Origin of the sequence: Chryseobacterium endalhagicum (assembly GCF_016745235.1) — a bacterium.
GTDB lineage: Bacteria > Bacteroidota > Bacteroidia > Flavobacteriales > Weeksellaceae > Chryseobacterium > Chryseobacterium endalhagicum.
In genome coordinates, this window is the sequence record NZ_JAELVM010000001.1 from 1,755,253 (window position 1) to 1,773,869 (window position 18,617).

20 protein-coding genes and 4 tRNA genes are annotated in these 18,617 nt (G+C 37.6%); 14 read left to right on the top strand and 10 right to left on the bottom strand.

Annotated elements, in window-relative coordinates; all coding sequences use genetic code 11:
* Positions 1-10 precede the first annotated feature (10 nt).
* From JET18_RS07640 to JET18_RS07655, 4 genes are all read left to right on the top strand, one after another.
* Complete coding sequence (locus tag JET18_RS07640; RefSeq protein WP_202090020.1) at positions 11-664, top strand: rhomboid family intramembrane serine protease; 654 nt, start codon at positions 11-13, stop codon at positions 662-664.
* A 31-nt stretch (positions 665-695) separates the two neighbouring features.
* Entirely contained in the window at positions 696-1,805 is a 1,110-nt protein-coding gene (locus tag JET18_RS07645) for a helix-turn-helix domain-containing protein (RefSeq protein ID WP_202090021.1), read from the top strand.
* A gap of 142 nt (positions 1,806-1,947) precedes the next feature.
* A complete protein-coding gene (locus JET18_RS07650; protein WP_202090022.1) occupies positions 1,948-2,733 on the top strand; it encodes an SDR family NAD(P)-dependent oxidoreductase in 786 nt (261 codons plus the stop codon).
* Positions 2,730-3,722 (top strand): NAD-dependent epimerase/dehydratase family protein, encoded by a 993-nt coding sequence (locus JET18_RS07655; protein ID WP_202090023.1) that lies wholly within the window; start codon positions 2,730-2,732, stop codon positions 3,720-3,722. Before JET18_RS07650 ends, JET18_RS07655 begins: the two co-directional genes overlap by 4 nt.
* A 225-nt stretch (positions 3,723-3,947) precedes the next feature.
* Here JET18_RS07655 and JET18_RS07660 read toward each other — a convergent pair whose 3' ends face one another.
* From JET18_RS07660 to JET18_RS07685, 6 genes are all read right to left on the bottom strand, one after another.
* A complete protein-coding gene (locus JET18_RS07660; RefSeq protein ID WP_202090024.1) occupies positions 3,948-4,307 on the bottom strand; it encodes a DUF4180 domain-containing protein in 360 nt (119 codons plus the stop codon).
* 6 nt (positions 4,308-4,313) lie between these two features.
* Complete coding sequence (locus JET18_RS07665; protein ID WP_202090025.1) at positions 4,314-5,336, bottom strand: serine hydrolase domain-containing protein; 1,023 nt, start codon at positions 5,334-5,336, stop codon at positions 4,314-4,316.
* A 757-nt stretch (positions 5,337-6,093) separates the two neighbouring features.
* Positions 6,094-6,945, bottom strand: coding sequence for a peptide chain release factor N(5)-glutamine methyltransferase (prmC, locus tag JET18_RS07670; RefSeq protein ID WP_202090026.1), 852 nt, complete (start codon positions 6,943-6,945; stop codon positions 6,094-6,096).
* Positions 6,946-7,704, bottom strand: a complete 759-nt coding sequence (yaaA, locus tag JET18_RS07675; protein ID WP_202090027.1) for a peroxide stress protein YaaA — start codon at positions 7,702-7,704, stop codon at positions 6,946-6,948.
* A 4-nt stretch (positions 7,705-7,708) separates the two neighbouring features.
* The gene (locus JET18_RS07680) at positions 7,709-8,410 is read right to left on the bottom strand and encodes a CPBP family intramembrane glutamic endopeptidase (RefSeq protein ID WP_202090028.1); all 702 of its coding nucleotides are present in this window, start codon (positions 8,408-8,410) and stop codon (positions 7,709-7,711) included.
* Positions 8,411-8,439: 29 nt separating this feature from the next.
* On the bottom strand, positions 8,440-9,051 hold the full coding sequence (locus tag JET18_RS07685) for an L-threonylcarbamoyladenylate synthase (protein ID WP_202090029.1): 612 nt from the start codon (positions 9,049-9,051) through the stop codon (positions 8,440-8,442).
* 102 nt (positions 9,052-9,153) lie between these two features.
* On the opposite strand from JET18_RS07685, the gene JET18_RS07690 reads away from it, so the two are divergent.
* The 4 genes from JET18_RS07690 to JET18_RS07705 all read left to right on the top strand — a co-directional run bounded on the left by JET18_RS07690 (position 9,154) and on the right by JET18_RS07705 (position 9,561).
* A tRNA-Met gene (locus JET18_RS07690) sits at positions 9,154-9,226 on the top strand.
* 38 nt (positions 9,227-9,264) lie between these two features.
* A tRNA-Met gene (locus tag JET18_RS07695) sits at positions 9,265-9,337 on the top strand.
* A 39-nt stretch (positions 9,338-9,376) separates the two neighbouring features.
* Positions 9,377-9,449: transfer RNA gene (locus JET18_RS07700), tRNA-Met, on the top strand.
* 39 nt (positions 9,450-9,488) lie between these two features.
* Positions 9,489-9,561, top strand: a tRNA-Met gene (locus tag JET18_RS07705).
* 66 nt (positions 9,562-9,627) lie between these two features.
* Here JET18_RS07705 and JET18_RS07710 read toward each other — a convergent pair.
* On the bottom strand, positions 9,628-9,894 hold the full coding sequence (locus tag JET18_RS07710; protein ID WP_202090030.1) for an Ada metal-binding domain-containing protein: 267 nt from the start codon (positions 9,892-9,894) through the stop codon (positions 9,628-9,630).
* 491 nt (positions 9,895-10,385) lie between these two features.
* On the opposite strand from JET18_RS07710, the gene JET18_RS07715 reads away from it, so the two are divergent.
* Entirely contained in the window at positions 10,386-10,937 is a 552-nt protein-coding gene (locus JET18_RS07715) for a hypothetical protein (protein WP_202090031.1), read from the top strand.
* 29 nt (positions 10,938-10,966) lie between these two features.
* Here the strand turns inward: JET18_RS07715 and JET18_RS07720 are convergent, their stop codons facing one another.
* Together JET18_RS07720 and JET18_RS07725 are read right to left on the bottom strand one after the other, a co-directional pair.
* The gene (locus tag JET18_RS07720; protein ID WP_202090032.1) at positions 10,967-11,566 is read right to left on the bottom strand and encodes a Crp/Fnr family transcriptional regulator; all 600 of its coding nucleotides are present in this window, start codon (positions 11,564-11,566) and stop codon (positions 10,967-10,969) included.
* Between the two features lie 77 nt (positions 11,567-11,643).
* The gene (locus tag JET18_RS07725; protein ID WP_202090033.1) at positions 11,644-12,225 is read right to left on the bottom strand and encodes a hypothetical protein; all 582 of its coding nucleotides are present in this window, start codon (positions 12,223-12,225) and stop codon (positions 11,644-11,646) included.
* 336 nt (positions 12,226-12,561) lie between these two features.
* On the opposite strand from JET18_RS07725, the gene JET18_RS07730 reads away from it, so the two are divergent.
* From JET18_RS07730 to JET18_RS07750, 5 genes are all read left to right on the top strand, one after another.
* Positions 12,562-12,927 (top strand): BlaI/MecI/CopY family transcriptional regulator, encoded by a 366-nt coding sequence (locus JET18_RS07730; RefSeq protein WP_202090034.1) that lies wholly within the window; start codon positions 12,562-12,564, stop codon positions 12,925-12,927.
* 6 nt (positions 12,928-12,933) lie between these two features.
* Positions 12,934-14,883: a M56 family metallopeptidase gene (locus JET18_RS07735; protein WP_202090035.1), complete on the top strand. Its 1,950-nt coding sequence runs from the start codon at positions 12,934-12,936 to the stop codon at positions 14,881-14,883.
* A 75-nt stretch (positions 14,884-14,958) separates the two neighbouring features.
* Positions 14,959-15,849, top strand: coding sequence for a GLPGLI family protein (locus JET18_RS07740; RefSeq protein WP_202090036.1), 891 nt, complete (start codon positions 14,959-14,961; stop codon positions 15,847-15,849).
* A gap of 121 nt (positions 15,850-15,970) precedes the next feature.
* Positions 15,971-16,546: a sugar O-acetyltransferase gene (locus tag JET18_RS07745; RefSeq protein ID WP_202090037.1), complete on the top strand. Its 576-nt coding sequence runs from the start codon at positions 15,971-15,973 to the stop codon at positions 16,544-16,546.
* A 7-nt stretch (positions 16,547-16,553) separates the two neighbouring features.
* On the top strand, positions 16,554-17,414 hold the full coding sequence (locus tag JET18_RS07750; protein WP_202090038.1) for a GLPGLI family protein: 861 nt from the start codon (positions 16,554-16,556) through the stop codon (positions 17,412-17,414).
* A 501-nt stretch (positions 17,415-17,915) separates the two neighbouring features.
* On the opposite strand, the gene fsa is transcribed toward JET18_RS07750, so the two are convergent.
* Positions 17,916-18,569 carry a fructose-6-phosphate aldolase gene (gene fsa / locus JET18_RS07755; protein WP_184159140.1) on the bottom strand — a complete coding sequence of 218 codons (654 nt, stop codon included), beginning with the start codon at positions 18,567-18,569 and terminating at the stop codon, positions 17,916-17,918.
* Positions 18,570-18,617 lie beyond the last annotated feature (48 nt).

Here is an 18,617-nt window from a genome sequence, read left to right on the forward strand (position 1 = left end):
AATTAAAATTATGAATATTCTGATCATATTTATTATCATCACAGCCATTATCAGTTTTGTTGCTTTTAACAATCCTGGTATTACTGAAAAATATAAATTCAATGTAGGAGCCATCCTGCATAAAAAAGAATACATCCGTCTGCTTTCATCAGGATTTCTGCATGCAGATATCATGCACCTGGTGTTTAATATGATGACGCTGTATTTCTTCGGGCCTGTGGTGATGCAGGGATTTGGAACCGTAGGATTTGTTATTATTTATCTAGGCTCCATATTGCTGGGCAACTTTCTGTCCATGTATATTTACCAGAAGCAGCCGTGGTATTCGGCAGTAGGAGCGAGTGGAGGTGTTTCGGGAATACTGTTTGCATCGATAGCTTTATACCCTCAGATTGGAATTTATATCTTCTTTATCCCAATTGCAGTTCCCGGATATCTTTTCGGGGTGTTGTATTTCGGGTATTCTGTGTACATGATGCTGAATCCGAGACCGCATGATAATATCGGGCATGCCGCACACCTTGGCGGGGCCTTTTTAGGACTTGTGTATGCCATTGTAACGGCTCCGGACACAGCCATGCATAATGCGCTGTATCTGGGAATCATGTCGCTGCCATTGATCTATCTGGGCTACGAAATTTTTGTAAGGAAAAGAATAGGATAAAAGGCTATCTTTAATAAAAATATCAAAACCAATGAACACATCAGAATTAAACCGCTTTATCGTTGTATTAATCTATGGTTCATTGGTTTTGCTGTCTTTACTGAAGCTGTCCAATCCGTTAAGGGTCAACCGGAAGGCCAATTTCTGGTTCGGGATCTTTCTTTTTTTATGGTCAAGCTTCTGGCTGGATGAGGTCCTTACATTGGTGGTAGATTCTCAGGTTGAGGTTCATTCTATCATGTCTGTTCAGATTATTCAGTTTCTGACGCCGATTATGTTTTATTTCAGTGTGTTATTTTACACCAATCCGTCATTTAAATTTAAAATGACAGACTTTAAATACCTGATTCTGCCTGTCATCTTTTGGATCAATATTCTGTTACAGCGTTTCGGGGGATTTAAGGATAATACTGTTTTTAATTTTGTATTTATCGGACTAATCCTTTTCCAGGCCTTATTTTATACGGGTCTATCATATTTTACGATCAGGAAACACAAGAAAAGAATCCAGCAGTTTTCTGCGAATACGGAAGGCATCAACCTGAACTGGCTGGAATATATCACGATTATTATTTTCATTATCAATATTGCTTACGTAGTTTATAATTTATCCTATGATTCCACAGCATTGAATTTCTTCATTAACGGAGCTTTTCTGCTGGTTATCTATTTTGTAGGCTATTATTCTTTAAAGCAGAAAGAAATCTATCCTTTGGAAGAAAAACAGCGTGAGGAACTGATATCAATTGATGAAGATCCGGATACGGAAGAAGTAAAAAGAAAGCTGATTTCCGATGAAGAACTGCTCAAGATCAAAACCCAGCTGGAAGAAATCATGAGCACACAAAAGCCTTATCTAGACAGCGAGCTCAACCTGATCCGCCTTTCTGAACTTCTGTCTATTTCCACGCACCATTTATCCTACGTCATCAATACCGGATTCAAAAAAAATTTTTTCCAGTATGTGAACGAATACAGAATCGAATATGCTAAGAAACTTCTTAAAGATTCTCAAAGCAAACTGTCGATTTTGGGTATCGCGTATGAATCAGGATTCAATTCCAAGACTTCTTTCAATACGACCTTTAAAAAACTGACTGATCAGACTCCTTCCGAGTATAAAAATGGTTCGGGTTTATAAATTTTAACGTTCGTATTTATTTAATCTATTGTTTTTCAATTTGTTGTGAATCTTGTTTTGAAATTTTAAAATAGGTTCATTCAGATAATCCTGAACATTCAGAGGGAGCTTTCAAGGTAGCTTTGTACCATAAAATTGTGTTATGGATACCAAAGAATCATATGCTGTAGTTACAGGGGCAAGTCAGGGGTTGGGAAAAGCATTTGCAGAAAACCTGGCGGAAAAGAATATCAATGTTATTCTGGTAAGTCTTCCGGGGCAGCATTTAAAAGAATTTTCTGAACAGCTTGAAGAAACCTATCATATTAAGGCCCCTTACTATGAAGTAGACCTTTCTGTGAATGAAAATGTAATGAAACTTACAGAATGGCTGAATACGTCCTTTGATATTCACATTCTGATCAATAATGCAGGGCTTGGAGGAACCAAAAAGTTTGTGGATGCATCGCCATCTTATATCAATACCATTTTGCAGGTGAATGTAGCAGCAACCTCATTAATTACCCATCAGCTGCTTCCCAACCTTTTAAGACAGCCTAAAGCCTATATTTTAAATGTATCAAGCATGGCTGCATTTTCACCAATTGGTTTCAAAACGGTCTATCCTGCCTCCAAAACCTTTATCCATTCCTTTTCCAGAGGACTTCACGAAGAACTGAAAGATACAAATGTATTTGTAAGCGTAGTGAATCCCGGAGCGATGAAAACCAATATCGATGTGTGTAAAAGGATCGAAAAACAGGGTGTTTTAGGAAAGCTTACCCTTTTGGACCCCAACAAAGTCGCAGCTTACTGCATCAAGCAGCTTTTCAGAAAAGATTCCGTTATTATGGTGAATCCCATAAGCTGGCTGGTCATGAAGATCCTGCCCATATGGATCAAGCTGCCTCTGATGACCAGTGCCATAAAAAAAGAAATAGAAGCATGAAAAAAGTTTTCGTGACCGGTGCTACAGGGCTTCTGGGTGCCAATACCGTTATTAAATTATTACAATATGATTATACTGTTACTGCTCTGGTGCGCAAGAAAAGCAGCTGGATGGGCAAAGAAAACAAAAATCTCAAACTCATAGAAGGAGATCTGTTCTCCGACATTTCCGAACATTTACAGGAAGTAGATACCGTTATCCATATTGCGGCAGAAACCAGCCAGGACCTGCTGCATTATGAAGATTACAGAAAAACGAATTACGATGCTGTGGTTCATCTGTTTGCCCAGGCTGCAGCGGCAGGAGCGGAGAAGTTTCTGTTTGTAAGTACCGCCAATACCTTAGGCTACGGAAGTTCTGCGGTCTGGGGAAGTGAAAAAGCGCCACAGATCTATCCTTTTACCCACTCATATTATGCCCAAAGCAAGCTGGAAACCGAGAATTACCTTCTTCAGCAGAACCGGGAAACCAAAGTGGTTATCGTAAATCCTACTTTTATGATCGGAGCTTATGACCGGAAACCTAGTTCAGGAAAAATCATCTTCTGGACCTGGAAGAAAAAGCTGGTCTTCTATCCGAAAGGAGGGAAAAACTTTGTTCATGCTGAAGATGCCGCAGAAGGAATCATCAAAGCCGTTGAATACGGAAAAAACGGTGAAAAATACCTGCTGGCCAATGAAAACCTGAGCTACAAAGAGTTTTTTAAAAAAGTAAATACCATCACCAGACAGCACCCTGTCATGATTCCCATTCCGGATACCGGACTTGCCTTATTGGGAATGATCGGGGACTGTCTCAGAAAGCTAAAGATAAAAACGAGTTTAAGCTCTCCCAATATGAAAGCGTTGAGAATTAATAATTATTATTCCAACCGGAAATCAGCAGAGGAACTGGGAATCAGGTATCAGCCCATTGATAAAGCTGTGGAAGATGCCATCCGCTTTTTTGAAAGGAAAAAGACAGAACTGAAAACAAGCAGACAGATATAAAATTCCATCTTATTTATTGAATTTTTATCCCACAGATTCCGCAGATCTCACAGATTTTGATCATATAATCATCTGTGAAAATCTGTGCGATCCGTGGTTTAAAAAAACTTTAAAAGCTTTCTTTCTTTTTCTTTCTCTCGCAGATTTTGGAAATTTAGCAGATTTTTATTTGTGAAATCATCTGCGTATTCTGCGGAATCTGTGGGATGAAAAAAAAGAAAACAATCAGCTTCCCAACCTTTTCAAAGCGTCCTCCAGCGTTTCCGCGAAGTTGATATGTTTCGTTTTATTGCTTTCAAACATAAAATCTCTGATGCTTTTGCCCGGATATTTTTCAAAATCGCCCACAATGCCTAAACCCATACGGTAATTGGAGAATTTCTGCAGAATATCGCCCGCTATTTTCGTTTTCAGATCAAAGAATTCCGGAGTGATGTTTTTCTCGTAAATAATCACCTTATCAAAGCCCTGATAATAAATATCTCCAAGAAGATCCAGCCCATCATGAGCAGATTTGATTATCATTTCTTCGGAAATAACTTCTGCAATTTTTATAGCATTTATGTCATGAGATTTAACCTCCATATTATTCTATTCTAAGGTTGTTTTTATATCTTTTAAAAAATCAGCAAGAGGAAAGGCATCACCCTGATTGGTCAGTGCTATGATACAGCTGTTACGATTCAGATCCCTCCAGAATATCGCTCTAAAGCCACTCAGACCGCCAGTATGACTCACAGATTTTCCACCTTTAGATTCTTCAATAAACCATCCGAAACCATAACTGGAAAATTTCCCGTCAGACAGTTTCGTTGGAGTGTACATGAGATTCGTATTGCTTTTATTAATCAGTTTGAAGCTCCTTAAAGCCCGATCAAAGCGGTACAGATCTTCCGGAGTAGAGTAGATGCCGCCATCTCCGGTCGTCAGGATGGAGTAATCATCCGGTTGCTTTTCCTTATCATATCCCGTAGCCCTGTTTTTACTAGCCGTTGAAGAATCATACACCCAGGTATTCTTCATTTTCAACGGAACAAAAATATGTTCATTGAGAAAAGATCCGTAAGACTGTTTAGAAATTTTTTCAATGATCAAAGACAGAATGATAAAACCGCTGTTGCTGTATTCAAACTGACTTCCGGATGGAAATTGCAGCTTATTGAGCCCAGCCAGCCAGTGGAGTACTTGCTGGTTGGTTAATCCTTTCTCAGAAATAATCGATTCATAATCTTTAATTCCGGAGGTATGGGTTAAAAGTTGCCTGATGCTCACATTTTGAGCATATGCAGGCAGGCTGATATATTTTGATGCTTTATCATCGTAATTCAGCAGTCCTTTCTGTTGCAGGAGCATAATAGAAACGGCTGTAAAAGGCTTGCTTAACGAGGCAATATAGATAGGCGTCATTTTCTCCAGCTTGATTTTTTTCTCAATATTACTGAGTCCTAATGCGGTATCACAAACTGTTTTTCCGTTTTTTATAATTAAAACAGAGCCATTGAATTCACCCTTGTCGTAATACTTTGTAACGGTATCTTGGGAATTCTTTTCACAGGATGAAAGCTGTAAAATAAAGATAAAGCCGATCAATACACTGAATAGGGTTGTCCGCATAAATAGATGTGTTAAGAAGATAAAATTACTTATTTCTTCCCAACAATAAAGCGGTCATTTTCAGATAAATCTTTGATAAGCTGAGCTTCGGAGAAATATTCGGTATATAATTCAAGAGTTTCCGGCCCCAGTTTTTGATAAATTTAAAAATCTGTTGGTCTTTCGCAAAGACGCAAGCTTTTCAAATGAGAATATTTTAAGACGCAAGAAAATCAAAGATTTTCAGCTAGGAAATCATTTAGAAGAAATGTGAAGCTCATTCTTATAACTCAATCAATTTTATCGGAGATAAAATCCTCGCGTCTTAAAAGCATCATCTATGTAAATTTCTTTGCGACGTTGCGAAAAACCAACAAAACATACTCTTTTTTATTGAAAATAATCGATTCGTATTTATTTCTTCCCAACAATAAAGCGGTCATTTTCAGAGAGATCTTTGATAAGCTGAGCTTTCGAAAAATGTTCCGTGTACAATTCCAGCATTTCCGCCCCAGCTTTTGATAAATTTAAAAATCTGTTGGTCTTTCGCAAAGACGCGAGCTTTTCAAAATGAGAATATTTTAAGACGCAAGAAAATCAAAGATTTTCAGCTAGGAAATCATTTAGAAGAAATGTGAAGCTCATTCTTATAACTCAATCAATTTTATCGGAGATAAAATCCTCGCGTCTTAAAAGCATCATCTATGTAAATTTCTTTGCGACGTTGCGAAAAGCCAACAAAACATACTCTTTTTTATTGAAAATAATCGATTCGTACTTATTTCTTCCCAACAATAAAGCGGTCATTTTCAGATAAATCTTTGATAAGCTGAGCTTCAGAAAAATGTTCGGTATATAATTCCAGCGTTTCCGGGCCCAGCTTTTGATTGATTTCCAAAAACAGAAGTCCGTTATCATTCAGAGATTGTTTTGAATCTTCAGCAATTTTCCGGTAAAAGATCAAGGCGTCCTGAACAGGAGAGAAGAGAGCCATTTTAGGCTCAAATTCCTTCACAGAATCTGCAATCTCAGTTTCCTCTTCAATTCCGATGTATGGAGGATTTGAAATAATAACATCATACTTCTCCGTCAGTTCAAAATTGAGGTAGTCACCATGAATAAAATTAATATTCAGCTGATGATGTTCAGCATTTCTTTTGGCAGTCTGCAAGGCTTTCTCAGAAAAGTCAATCGATGAAACTTCGGCGTCGGGAAAATGTTTTTTCAAAACCAGTGGAATCACACCACTTCCGGTTCCGATATCCAGAATCTTTAAACTTTGAGTTTTAAACTTTGAACTTTGAATCTCCCTGATGGCTATTTCAAGCAGCTCCTCCGTTTCAGGTCTTGGAATTAAAATATGTTCATCCACGAAAAACAACATTCCGTAAAACTCGGTTTCCCCAAGGATCTGCTGATAAGGTCTCCCGGTTTTTAAACTGGAAACAACGTCAACCAGCTTCTTTTCGTCATCCATAAGAAGTTCCTGATGAGCCAGCCTTCTTTGCGTAAATGAATCCAGGCCTACAATTTTATGGATAAAAACGGAATATAAAAAAGTGCTTTCCGACTCACTATAAAGTCCGGAAAGCTCTGTTTTGAAATATTTTTTGAATTCTGATATTGTCATTTATCTTGTAAATACCAGTTTTGTGTCCGTAGATTTTTCTTCATCGATCAGGTAGCCTTCGTAATTGAACGCTTTTACATCATTCAGTGTTTTAGCATTAGTCTCTGCACAGAAACGAACCATAAGACCTCTCGCATGTTTGGTATAAACTACAATGGTTTTCAGCTTTCCGTCCTTTAATTCATAAAAATCAAAGTCAATCACCTTGTGGTTTAGTTTTTTCCTGTCGATCACTTTTCCGTACTCATTACTGGCCAGATGAAGAAGGATTTCACCTTTTTTCATCTCAGAATTCAGTTGTTCTGTGATTTTTTCTCTCCAGAATTCATACAGGTTTTTATAGGTGTCGAATTCAAAATGACGGCCCATTTCAAGGCGGTACAGCATCACTTTATCAGACGGTTTCAGCAAACCATACAGTCCGGAAAGCATTCTGTAGTTTTTTTGCAGATAATCGATCGCGTTTTTGTCTAGCGTTTTAGCATCCAGCCCTCTGTAAACTTCACCGGTAAAAGCAAACATAGCAGGTGCAGATTCTTTTGCGGTAGGTTTATTTTTCCACTTTTGATTTCTTTCCCAGTTTTCATCCGCCAGTTTTGGGGATATTTCCATAAGCTCGGAAAGGTATTTTGGGGACTTGTTTTTTAAATAAAACTGTATAAATGTGGCTTCTTCGATGAATTTCGGACTTGTAGATCTCAAAAGGTCTGTTGAATTCTCAACGTTCATCAGTTTTGCCGGAGACGTTATAATTTTCATAATGTTAGAATGCAGATAAATGTTTAATGTCAATAAAATTCATAATCATCATCGACACAAAGTCGTACATGAAATGGCTGATGATTAGAATTTTAATATTTGAATATGTTTTATAAAATACAGCAAAAACGATTCCGATAAAAAAAGGAATCACAACCTGTCCTACCGTTCCGTAAGTGCTGTGCAGAATCCCAAACAGCGCGGCAGAAACAAATATGCCGAGGTATGGGCTGTTGTATATTTTTTCAATTCTGGGCTGGATATATCCCCGCATCAGAAGTTCTTCCACCACGCCTGCGGTAAGGCAGATGGAGATCATCAAAGGATAATTGTTTCTAAAAAGAGAAGCGATCTGAACAACTTTCCGGCTTAAATTTTCCTGAGTGAAAACCTGAATGATAAAATTCAGAAAAGCCCCGCCGAAAGCGCAGATAAGATACAAACCGATAACTGCTTTAATGTAAAACAGTACAGAATACTTCTTTTCCTTCCACAGCAGGAAAGGTTCCTTCTCAATGAGAAATTGATACAGAAAGATCAGAAGAAGAACAGTCCACAGAGCAATCCGGGTGTAAAAAAAATTAGTTGCCGTAAACGTTTTTACTCCTGTTAACGCATAAATAAGCGGAAAAGCAAAAAGCATTGCCGCTGCCAGAAATACAAACGTTAAAAGAATTCCCAGTGCATATTTTCCGTTCAAACCCATATTCTGAAACGATCAGTTTTCAATTCGAACTAAATAATTCCTTTTCCCTGACGGATAACTTCCGGTTCTCCGGAGGTAAGATCCACTATGGTAGAAGCTACATTATCACCATACCCGGAATCGATCACAATATCCACCAGATGGTCATATTTTTCAGCAATCAGTTCAGGATCAGTAGAATATTCAATGATTTCGTCATCATCTTTGATCGATGTTGAAGCAATAGGGTGCCCCAGTTTTTCCACAATAAGCTGCGGAATGGGATGATCAGGAACACGGATACCGATGGTTTTATGATTTTTATAAGCCAGAGGAACACTTTTATTGGCATCCAGGATAAAGGTAAACGGTCCCGGAAGATGGCTCTTCAGAAATCTGAAAACCGAAGTGTCAATAGGTCTTGTAAAATCTGAAAGGTGGCTTAAATCATTACAGATAATTGAGAATTGAGCCTTGTCCAGCTTCATTTTTTTGATCTGAGCCAGCTTTTCCATGGCTTTTATGTCAAAAATATTACATCCCAGGGCATAAATTGTATCAGAAGGATAAATAATCAGTCCGCCGTTTTTTAAAGTTTTAATAACCTCATTCACAAGATTTTCCTGAGGGTTGTCAGGGTATATTTTCAGTATTTTTGCCATAAAACAAAGATACAAATAATAAAATAGTTTTCATAAAAGTCCTTTATTTAAAAGAAAAATTAGGATTTTCAAAAAATAGCCGTATCTTTGCACTCACAATATCGCGGGATGGAGCAGTAGGTAGCTCGTCGGGCTCATAACCCGAAGGTCATCGGTTCGAGTCCGGTTCCCGCTACTAAGAAAGTGTTTTCGGTAAACACTCTAAAAATACACCGCGGGATGGAGCAGTAGGTAGCTCGTCGGGCTCATAACCCGAAGGTCATCGGTTCGAGTCCGGTTCCCGCTACTAAGTTAAGTACTTTCGGTAAGTACTCTAAAAATATGCCGCGGGATGGAGCAGTAGGTAGCTCGTCGGGCTCATAACCCGAAGGTCATCGGTTCGAGTCCGGTTCCCGCTACTAAGCTAAGTGTTTTCGGTAAACACTCTAAAAATACACCGCGGGATGGAGCAGTAGGTAGCTCGTCGGGCTCATAACCCGAAGGTCATCGGTTCGAGTCCGGTTCCCGCTACTAAAACGAAAGAAGCAATAATTTATTGCTTCTTTTTTTATTTGGTGATTTGATTATATAACTTTTTTATAACTGATCAGTTTTGTGTGAATGCTCCTCGCTTTTCCACTGCTTGTATTTCTCCTTCATACAATGCCCGCAGGGACGGTAATTATTTTCCAGAGCTTCATTTTCAGACACAAAAAATACTCTGTTTTCTCTTTTCATTCTTTTTCCTGATGAGCAGTGAAGTTTTCCGTAAATTTTCAGAAGCCGGTTCCCCCCGAAACTGATTTCTCCGTTCTTAATTTTACTTCTCAAAACAGAATCAGACATCCCGCTGTGTTTTTCCATACGTAAATTTCAAAATTTAACAGCAATTATAAAATCCGGAATATGCTGAATTTTATAACATCATTACATCATCAAATCACCACATCCCCACATTATCGAATCATCAAATCATCGCATTACCACATCATCCCATCATCTAAAAGTAGAATTACTTCTACAAGCTTTACGATTTAATTCTACAGTATTTTTTTGAGTGGTACGGCCGTGAATCTTACTTTTGTATTGCTCATATAGATCAGGGGAAGACTGATCGACAGGGTTTATTTATGTTTATAATCTCCGCCTCATTTTCTACTTTTTCCCGAATGTTTTTATGATTAGTACATAACTGCTTTCCTGGCGGGGATTTTTTATGCTTTAAAGATGTTCATCGATCATATGATGATAAAATTTATATGTTCCCCAACTAAAAAGAGAATTGCATCTGTGGTTCTCTTTTTTTTATGAATGGTAATCATTTTTGGCTTAAATTCATCGTAAAATTTCAGACGATGGAAAGCATCACAATCTCAGAAAGAAAAAAATCAATCATTACTGATGCTGTTTTGGTGGCGCTGTTTGGGGCTGTTCCCTTATTTTTTCTTATAAAATGGCTGATTGAGACAGATGAAGGGAGAGGATTTATTATTTTTCTGATGATTGTAGCTCTGTTCTTTCCGATGGTTGTTCTGGCCGGGTATATTTGGGATGTAAAACAGAAAATAATACTGTCTGAAGCTGGTGTGAAATTGTGCTACGGCAGAAATATAGTGGATATTATACATTCAGAAGGCCGTTTTGCCATTACTCCGGACCATGAAATTCCGTGGCATACCATAGCAGGATTTGATATTGTCAGCTTTGAACGCCGGGAACCTGCAGAAGGCGGAGGGTACAGTACTGTAACAAAATCCGACCTTATTATTAAACTGAAGAATACAGATAGAATATTCCTGGATTTTGAGCAGCCTAAAAATAAGTATTACGGTGTGGGATTAGGCAAATTTAAAGAACAGCCTCATACCATTCTGAAAATGTGTGAGGAATTTCAACGAACTGTATAAACCCATGAATTTAACAGATCCCAACGCATTTATTTTTTAGATCTGATCCTGCTGAGGGTTTCCTGAGTGATCCCCAAAAATGATGCAATCATGCCCAAAGTAAGAAGCTCTGCAGCTCTCGGATGGGATTTTACAAAGTCCTCGTACCGCTCTTCTGCACTTTGAAAGAGCATCCTGTCTATTCTGTTCTGCGTCATGATCAATACACTGCTCATGATCATTCTGTAGAGGTGCTGAATGTCCGGAAACTCTGAGGAAAGCTCTTCCAGATCCTTATAGCTCAGCTTCCACAGCACACAGTCGTCCAGAAGTTCTATGCCCCGTTTATCCGGTTTCTGACGGATAAAACTGATGATGGATAACAACAGTGTTTCCTCGCCTCTGAAACCATCCGTTACGTCTTTTTCATCTTTGTAATAGAAAATCCGGGCAGCTCCTTTTTCTATAAAATAGATATGTTCACAGATGTGGCCGGGCTTTACCAGAAGATTATTTTTGGGAAGTTCTTCTTTCTGAAGTTTCGTAAAAATTGCCATCATCGCATCAAGGGATAAGGAGACAGGAGCATAGTCCTCATTATCAATCATTGAGCTGATGTAGGAATTGATGGCGGGAAAGATATTAAGCATATTGTGATATGAAATAGAGTGGTGTTCAAAAAAATCCCGCTTTGGAAAAGCGGGATCAGGTATGTTTAAGGTAAATATTATTGAGGAATCTGAGCGAAAGGGGTAAGTTTGTTATCTTCAGACATCGTCTGTCCTAAAAATTCTTTTTTCTGATCACCTTTCATTCTTCCGGCAGCATCATTCGCATTCAAATAAGCCTCGCTTAGTTTTGTGGTAATATCAGCCGGTTTAAAATCAAATTTTGTATCACCTTCCACCCCAAGATATCCGTTCTTTCTGGTAAGGTTGGAGATATAATTGCTGTAGTTGATAAATGTATTTCTCAGGTATTGTGTATGGTAGTCCATACATTTTTTAGCTTTTTTGGAAGAATTGTTAAGGATGCAGTTCTTCATATTGTTTCTGTACAGGAACCATTCAGATTCCAGAATGCCGTATTCTTTTCCTAAAGCAGCCTTTCCGTTTGTTACAATATTGTTGTCACTTTCTTTATCAGCGATCGCCTGTAAGTGCTTGATCACCAATGGAACCGTGTTCTCAATTTTTGTTTTCGTTTCCTTTAAAATACTGAGATCTGCCGCAGGAGAATTTTTCTTTTGAGCCGTAGTAACGTTAAAAATAAGCAGTAATAGTACAATCAATAAGTTATATCTTTTCATGAGAAATTTTTAAAGCACTAAAATAAATATATTTTCTCACTTTAAACAAATTCATTTTAATTTTATTTAATAAAATTTAACAAGTTTTAAGAATTTATAGCTTATTATGAAGTTTTCCTGACAATTAAACAGGCAATAAATAAGCTGGGTTAAAAATTTAACATATTTTAATAAAATTTATTTAATTGATTTACAGAAAGTTAAGCGATTCAGGATTTTATCACTAGAAAATTAGTTGTTTGAATCATTTTTATTTCTACATTTGTATAACTAATTTCTTAGTGATATAGAAATCTATTAAATATTATATCACTTTTAATGATAATTGAGTAGGATATGAAAATTCAGAATTTAACAAAGGCAGAAGAACAGGTGATGCAATATGTATGGAAACTCGAAAAAGGATTCCTGAAAGATATCCTGGACCTTTTCCCGGAACCGAAACCTCATACCAATACGGTTTCTACCATTTTAAAGGTACTGAAAGACAAAGAATTCGTAGACTATCATGTATACGGAAGACAGCATGAATATTTCCCGCTGGTCACCAAAGAGCAGTATTCCGGGAAAACTATGAAAAGTCTTGTGAAAAACTATTTCAAAGGTTCTTATAAAAGCGCCGTTTCTTTCCTCGTAGAAAAGAATGAAATGACGGTGGAAGATCTTGAAATGCTTCTGAACGAACTCAAAAAGAAAAACTAACTGATCATGGAAACTGTACTTTTATATTTTGGGAAAGTAATTGTGTGCTCCGGTGTAATGTTTTTGTATTATCAGTTGTCTTTAAAGGACAAGACGTTTCACCATTATAACAGATTTTACCTTTTGTCTGCAATGGTTGTATCCTTGCTGCTGCCCCTGATCAGGGTAGATGATTTTACGATAGAAGTGAATAATGACATGTATATGCTTCTTGATAAGATACAGAATTTTAACACTGATAAAAATATAGACAATGGCCACATTTATTTTAGAATTATTTTTTCAGCTTTGGGACTGGTTTCTCTCTATTTTGTAGGGAAGTTAATTTTCGGGATCCTTAAGATCCAGAAGCTTAAAAAGCAGTTTCAAAAAGAAAGTTTCAACGGGATCAATTTTTACCGTACCAACTTGACCGAAGCTCCGTTTTCATACTTTAAAAACCTCTTCTGGAAGAATACCATCACCTTGAATTCCGAGGTGGGAGAGCAGATTTTAAAACATGAAATGGTTCATATTGAACAGAAACACTCATTCGATAAGATATGTATTGAGATCATTACTTCTGTTTTCTGGTTCAATCCGTTTTTTCATATCATTAAAAAAGAAATAAGCCTCATCCACGAGTATCTGGCTGATAAAAAAGCCGTAAAACAATCGGACACCAAAGCATTTGCGCAGATGCTTTTAGCAAGCCACTTTTCCGGAACACAGTTGCCTGCCGCCAGTCCGTTTTTAAGTTCAAATCTAAAAAAACGACTCAAAATGTTACAAAAACCAAAAACCAAATTCGGATATGCGCGTAGAATTTTTGCATTACCGGTTTTATTTTCAGTAGCCTTTGCCTATATGGTAAATGCCAAGAACAAAGAAATTAAAGAAACCAATATAGCCATTGAGGAAGCCGTTTCCCAGATCAAAAAAGACACCATCCCTGAAAAAACCGAAAAGCTGGAAATCAGAAAACCTTTCTCTTTCAAAGAATCTGAAAGCAAAAAAGAACTGACAGAGCTTGGGAAAAAGATCGAAGAGAAAAGTAAGGTATTAAAAACCCTGAAACCTGAGAGCAAAGAATTTCAGAGAAATCTGGAAGAAATTGGTGAGCTTTCCGGAGAATTAGGAAAAATTACCAGCTCTGATGATTTTAAAATGGCCTTATCGATGTCCGGCACAGAGACAAAAAGAATCAATGATTTTTTTAAATCTGATGAATGGAAAGGTAAAATGAAAGAGCTTGAAAACCTGGGCGTGGAAATGCCGGATCTTTCTGATCTTCATCTTGAATTTCCTGATGCTCCCACACCGCCCAACGCTCCAAGGGTAAAAGTTTACAGGTTCAATGATATTAACTATCAGAATTTGGGATCCGGAGATACAAAAGCATCCAGAAGAGCGATAAAAGCAGCAAAGGCTGCACAGAAAAAAGCTGAAAAAGCCAGAATTGAAGCCATGGAGCTGGGTGAAAAAGCCAGAATTGAAGCTATGAAAGCAGCAGAAATTGGAAGAATGCAGGGAGGTATTGCCAGGATAGCAGGAGAAAAAGCAAGAATGGATGGTGAACGTGCCAGACTGCAGGGAGAAGCAGCGAGAGCAGCCGGAGAAAAGGCAAGAATGGATGTAGAGAAAATAAGACTGGAAGTGGCTAAAAAAGTAATTGACGGCTCTAAAGGAAACAGCTATTTCTTTAAAAGCACAAACAGCGATAAGCCTTTTCAGAACAATACAATCGTGTTGGAAGCGGATAGAATTACAAATTCCAAGGGAACTACGGTTTCAAAAGGAATAAAAAGATTTAAAGTGAACGGTCTGGACGATACTAAAATTTTCCTGAATGACAGAGAAATTACCAAGGAAGAGATGGAAGCCGTTAAGCCTGAAACTATTGCCAGCATTACTATTAATAAATCAAATGATGGAGCTATCCCGAAAGGAGAAATAAGAATTAAAACAAAGAACTAAAGTACCCAATAAGCTTTGCCAGTGATTTTGAAATTGGCAAAGCTTTTAATACCATAGAAAAAGACAGCATACATTATGAAAAAAAATTATTTGATTTTATTGGTGCTTCTTGGCGTGTTTGCCAATGCACAGGTCAACAGATTCTTTTATGACTATAAATATATTGCAGATTCTACCAATAAAGCAGATGTGAAGAGCGATATCATGCTTCTGGATATTGATAAAAACGGGTCCAAATACTACAGCCGTGAAAAGTTCGTTTCAGATTCTACTACAAAAGCTGATATTGCAAAGCAGGTGAAAGGTGGTTTTGGAGGAAGCATTAATATCAAGAAAAATTTAAAACCCGGAACCATTTTCACAACGGTGATTAAAAAGTATCCGGACTTTGGAGTCTCTTTTTCGGATAAAATTGGGAATACTACTTATAAAGTGGCAGAAGATCAGAAACCTGAGTGGAAGATCTTACCTGATAAGGAAAAAATCGGAGAATACAATACCCAAAAAGCCACAACCAATTATGGCGGAAGAAGCTGGATCGCCTGGTTTTCCACGGATATTCCTTTTCAGGACGGACCGTATAAATTCTATGGACTGCCTGGGCTTATCGTAAAAATTGAAGACACTACGGGTTCCCATATTATGACTTTAATCGGAAATAAGAAAACGGAAGCGGGTTCAGAAGAAGATCTTCAGATTCCGGGGCTCACAATGGTGGGAATAGGCGGTAAAGAAATAGAGATCAGCAAAAAACAGTTCAAAAAAGCCTGGAAAGACTACCTTGCAGATCCTACTAAAGATATGAAGCAGATGATGAGTACACTTCCAGCGGGTGCCGTTATTAATATGAAAAACCAGGACGGGAAAAGCATCGACGCGAATGAAATGTACAAGAATATTGAGAAAAGGGCAAAAGAAGACGTCTTAAAAAATAACAATAAAATAGAACCGGATTTATATAAGTAAATACTTTTCTAACAGATAAAATACAGGATGGTTATTAATGACTATCCTGTATTTTTTTATATTCCCTTATCTTTAAACCTTAAACCTTAAACCTTAAACCTTGAACTTTAAACCCAACCGTATGACAGAAAAGGAAAAATGCGCAGCCGGGCTCTTATACGATGCCAATTATGATAAAGAACTGATCAGTGAACGCATAGCCTGTAAAGACCTGTGTCTGGAGTATAATCAGTTGAAGAACTCAGATGCGGAAAACAGAAATCAATTGATCAGACAAATTCTGGGCGATGTGAAAGAACAGATTTGTATTGAGCCCAATTTTTGGTGTGACTACGGCTATAATATTAAAGTGGGAGAAAATTTTTATGCCAATCATAATCTTACTATATTAGACTGCGCTGAAGTGAAATTCGGGGATAATGTTTTCATTGGTCCGAACTGCAGCTTTTATACCGCCGGACATCCGCTTGATGCCAGACAGAGAAATGAAGGACTGGAATATGCCCACCCGATTACCGTAGGAGATAATGTGTGGCTGGGAGGAAATGTAGTGGTACTGCCGGGCGTTTCCATTGGAAATAATGCTGTGATAGGAGCGGGAAGCGTGGTCACCAAAGATATTCCGGAATATGCTGTTGCTGTGGGAAATCCTTGCAGGGTAATTAAAAATGTTGAAGAAAATTTAAAATCATATTAATCATTTCATGAAAAAAGTAACCACCTTATTCATTCTCCTGTTAACCCTTTCAGTCTTTGCTCAGAGTCAGAGATTCATTTATGAGTATAGGTATAGCATTGATTCTACAGCAAGAGATGTCCGGGAGACTGAAATAATGTTTCTGGATGTTATTCCGAAGGGATCTAAATTTTACAGCAGCGATGTCTTTAAATCAGATTCTATTTGGGCAGCTGCTATGGATATACATGTTAAGCGTGGAATAGAAATGGATCTTTCAAAAATTAAGTTTAAAGGTAAAATTCGTTATAGTGTTGAAAAGTCATATCCTGATTATTCGGTAAATTTTTTCAATTCTCTTGGCATTGATATATATATGGTAGAGGATGGAAGAAAACAAAAATGGAAAATTCTTCCTGACAAAGCAAAGATCGGAGAACTGGCTGCTCAAAAAGCTGTTTGCGAATTTGCAGGCAGAAAATGGACTGCATGGTTTACCACAGACCTGCTCATTCAGGATGGACCCTATAAATTCTATGGACTTCCCGGACTCATTGTAAAGTTAGAGGATTCCAGCCAGACGCATTCATTCGAACTAAAGGGAATTAAAAAACTTCCGGAAGGATATGAATGGAAGAATTCCGGAGAGAATGCTTTTAACCTTATTAAATTGAATGAAACAAAATATAAACAAGCTTTTAAAGATTATTGTAAAGATCCGATGAAAAGTGAAAAGCTGATGCAGGCACAAAGCCGTGATGTTTTGGAAATTGATGATTCAGGAAAACTGGTAAAAACTTCTAATGCGAAGAGAAAGGAGAGAGAAATGCAATTGATTAATCAAATTAAAAAGGAAAATAATATTCTGGAAATGGATCTGTTGAAATAAAAGAATGAAGTTGTCTAAAAAACTTCCCAGGAATAATCCCCGAATCCAAAAGTTCCGGGGATTATTTTTGTTGTTTATTCTCTAAGACTTATTTTTAAAACTGACTCAAACCGTTAATGATGGAACCTGCCAATAGTCTTTATCTTTTTTTAGAGATTATTTTTTTAGGTTGCCGGCAAAAGGAGTAATTTTATTAGACGCAAAGATTTTTAAACGATGTTAAATTTAAAGGAAAGCAAAGAATTCGACTGCGTCGTGATGAAGCGAATGGATAATACGCTCGCTTAATCGAATCAATGCAAATTGATTCCGTCTTTGCCCCCTCAAGGTATGCGGTATTAGAATGAAACTTTGCGTTAAATTTTATAATTTTTTACTTTAGGTGATACTGAATTTAGAGGAAAGTAAAGAATCAAAATCGAACTTTGTGTTGAAAACTAATAAAAAAAGACCGTCTCAATTTTGAGACAGCCCCTTTATATCTGAATAGCTTTTTAATAATTAAGCTAATTTCTGAGAATCTGCAATAAACTGAGCCAGTCCGCTGTCTGTTAACGGGTGCTTCAATAAACTCAAGATCGGAGGAAGTGGAGACGTAATCACATCTGCCCCGATTTTAGCACAGTCGATGATGTGCATAGAATGACGGATAGATGCTGCAAGGATTTCAGTCTCATACATATAGTTGTCAAAAATTAATCTGATTTCCTGGATAAGACCCAGTCCGTCAGTAGAAATGTCATCCAGTCTTCCCAGGAAAGGAGAAACATAAGTAGCCCCTGCTTTAGCTGCTAAAAGCGCCTGTCCTGCAGAGAAAATAAGCGTACAGTTTGTTTTGATCCCTTTGTCGGAGAAATATTTTAAAGCTTTGATCCCGTCTTTGATCATTGGGATCTTCACAACGATATTAGGGTGGATTGCTGCCAATTCTTCCCCTTCTTTGATCATTTCTTCATACGTAGTAGAAAGTACCTCCGCAGAAATATCTCCGTCTACAAGCTCACAGATCGTTTTGTAATGGTTCTTGATAGCCTCGTTTCCCTGAATTCCTTCTTTTGCCATTAAGGAAGGGTTGGTTGTTACACCATCTAAAATTCCAAGGTCTCTTGCTTCTTTGATCTGCTCTAAATTGGCGGTGTCAATAAAAAATTTCATTTTGTTCGATAGATTTATTACCGCAAAGATAAGAATTCCGTTTGTGAG

Excerpts from the sequence above, each read along its gene's own strand:
- JET18_RS07750 (WP_202090038.1), top strand. The coding sequence starts at position 16,554 with ATGAAAAAAGTAACCACCTTATTCATTCTCCTGTTAACCCTTTCAGTC.
- JET18_RS07680 (WP_202090028.1), bottom strand. The coding sequence starts at position 8,410 with ATGGGTTTGAACGGAAAATATGCACTGGGAATTCTTTTAACGTTTGTA.
- JET18_RS07645 (WP_202090021.1), top strand. The coding sequence starts at position 696 with ATGAACACATCAGAATTAAACCGCTTTATCGTTGTATTAATCTATGGT.
- JET18_RS07640 (WP_202090020.1), top strand. The coding sequence starts at position 11 with ATGAATATTCTGATCATATTTATTATCATCACAGCCATTATCAGTTTT.
- JET18_RS07715 (WP_202090031.1), top strand. The coding sequence starts at position 10,386 with ATGGAAAGCATCACAATCTCAGAAAGAAAAAAATCAATCATTACTGAT.
- JET18_RS07730 (WP_202090034.1), top strand. The coding sequence starts at position 12,562 with ATGAAAATTCAGAATTTAACAAAGGCAGAAGAACAGGTGATGCAATAT.
- JET18_RS07685 (WP_202090029.1), bottom strand. The coding sequence starts at position 9,051 with ATGGCAAAAATACTGAAAATATACCCTGACAACCCTCAGGAAAATCTT.
- JET18_RS07650 (WP_202090022.1), top strand. The coding sequence starts at position 1,948 with ATGGATACCAAAGAATCATATGCTGTAGTTACAGGGGCAAGTCAGGGG.
- JET18_RS07655 (WP_202090023.1), top strand. The coding sequence starts at position 2,730 with ATGAAAAAAGTTTTCGTGACCGGTGCTACAGGGCTTCTGGGTGCCAAT.
- yaaA (WP_202090027.1), bottom strand. The coding sequence starts at position 7,704 with ATGAAAATTATAACGTCTCCGGCAAAACTGATGAACGTTGAGAATTCA.
- JET18_RS07745 (WP_202090037.1), top strand. The coding sequence starts at position 15,971 with ATGACAGAAAAGGAAAAATGCGCAGCCGGGCTCTTATACGATGCCAAT.
- JET18_RS07660 (WP_202090024.1), bottom strand. The coding sequence starts at position 4,307 with ATGGAGGTTAAATCTCATGACATAAATGCTATAAAAATTGCAGAAGTT.
- JET18_RS07735 (WP_202090035.1), top strand. The coding sequence starts at position 12,934 with ATGGAAACTGTACTTTTATATTTTGGGAAAGTAATTGTGTGCTCCGGT.
- JET18_RS07710 (WP_202090030.1), bottom strand. The coding sequence starts at position 9,894 with ATGGAAAAACACAGCGGGATGTCTGATTCTGTTTTGAGAAGTAAAATT.
- fsa (WP_184159140.1), bottom strand. The coding sequence starts at position 18,569 with ATGAAATTTTTTATTGACACCGCCAATTTAGAGCAGATCAAAGAAGCA.
- JET18_RS07665 (WP_202090025.1), bottom strand. The coding sequence starts at position 5,336 with ATGCGGACAACCCTATTCAGTGTATTGATCGGCTTTATCTTTATTTTA.
- JET18_RS07720 (WP_202090032.1), bottom strand. The coding sequence starts at position 11,566 with ATGCTTAATATCTTTCCCGCCATCAATTCCTACATCAGCTCAATGATT.
- JET18_RS07725 (WP_202090033.1), bottom strand. The coding sequence starts at position 12,225 with ATGAAAAGATATAACTTATTGATTGTACTATTACTGCTTATTTTTAAC.
- JET18_RS07740 (WP_202090036.1), top strand. The coding sequence starts at position 14,959 with ATGAAAAAAAATTATTTGATTTTATTGGTGCTTCTTGGCGTGTTTGCC.
- prmC (WP_202090026.1), bottom strand. The coding sequence starts at position 6,945 with ATGACAATATCAGAATTCAAAAAATATTTCAAAACAGAGCTTTCCGGA.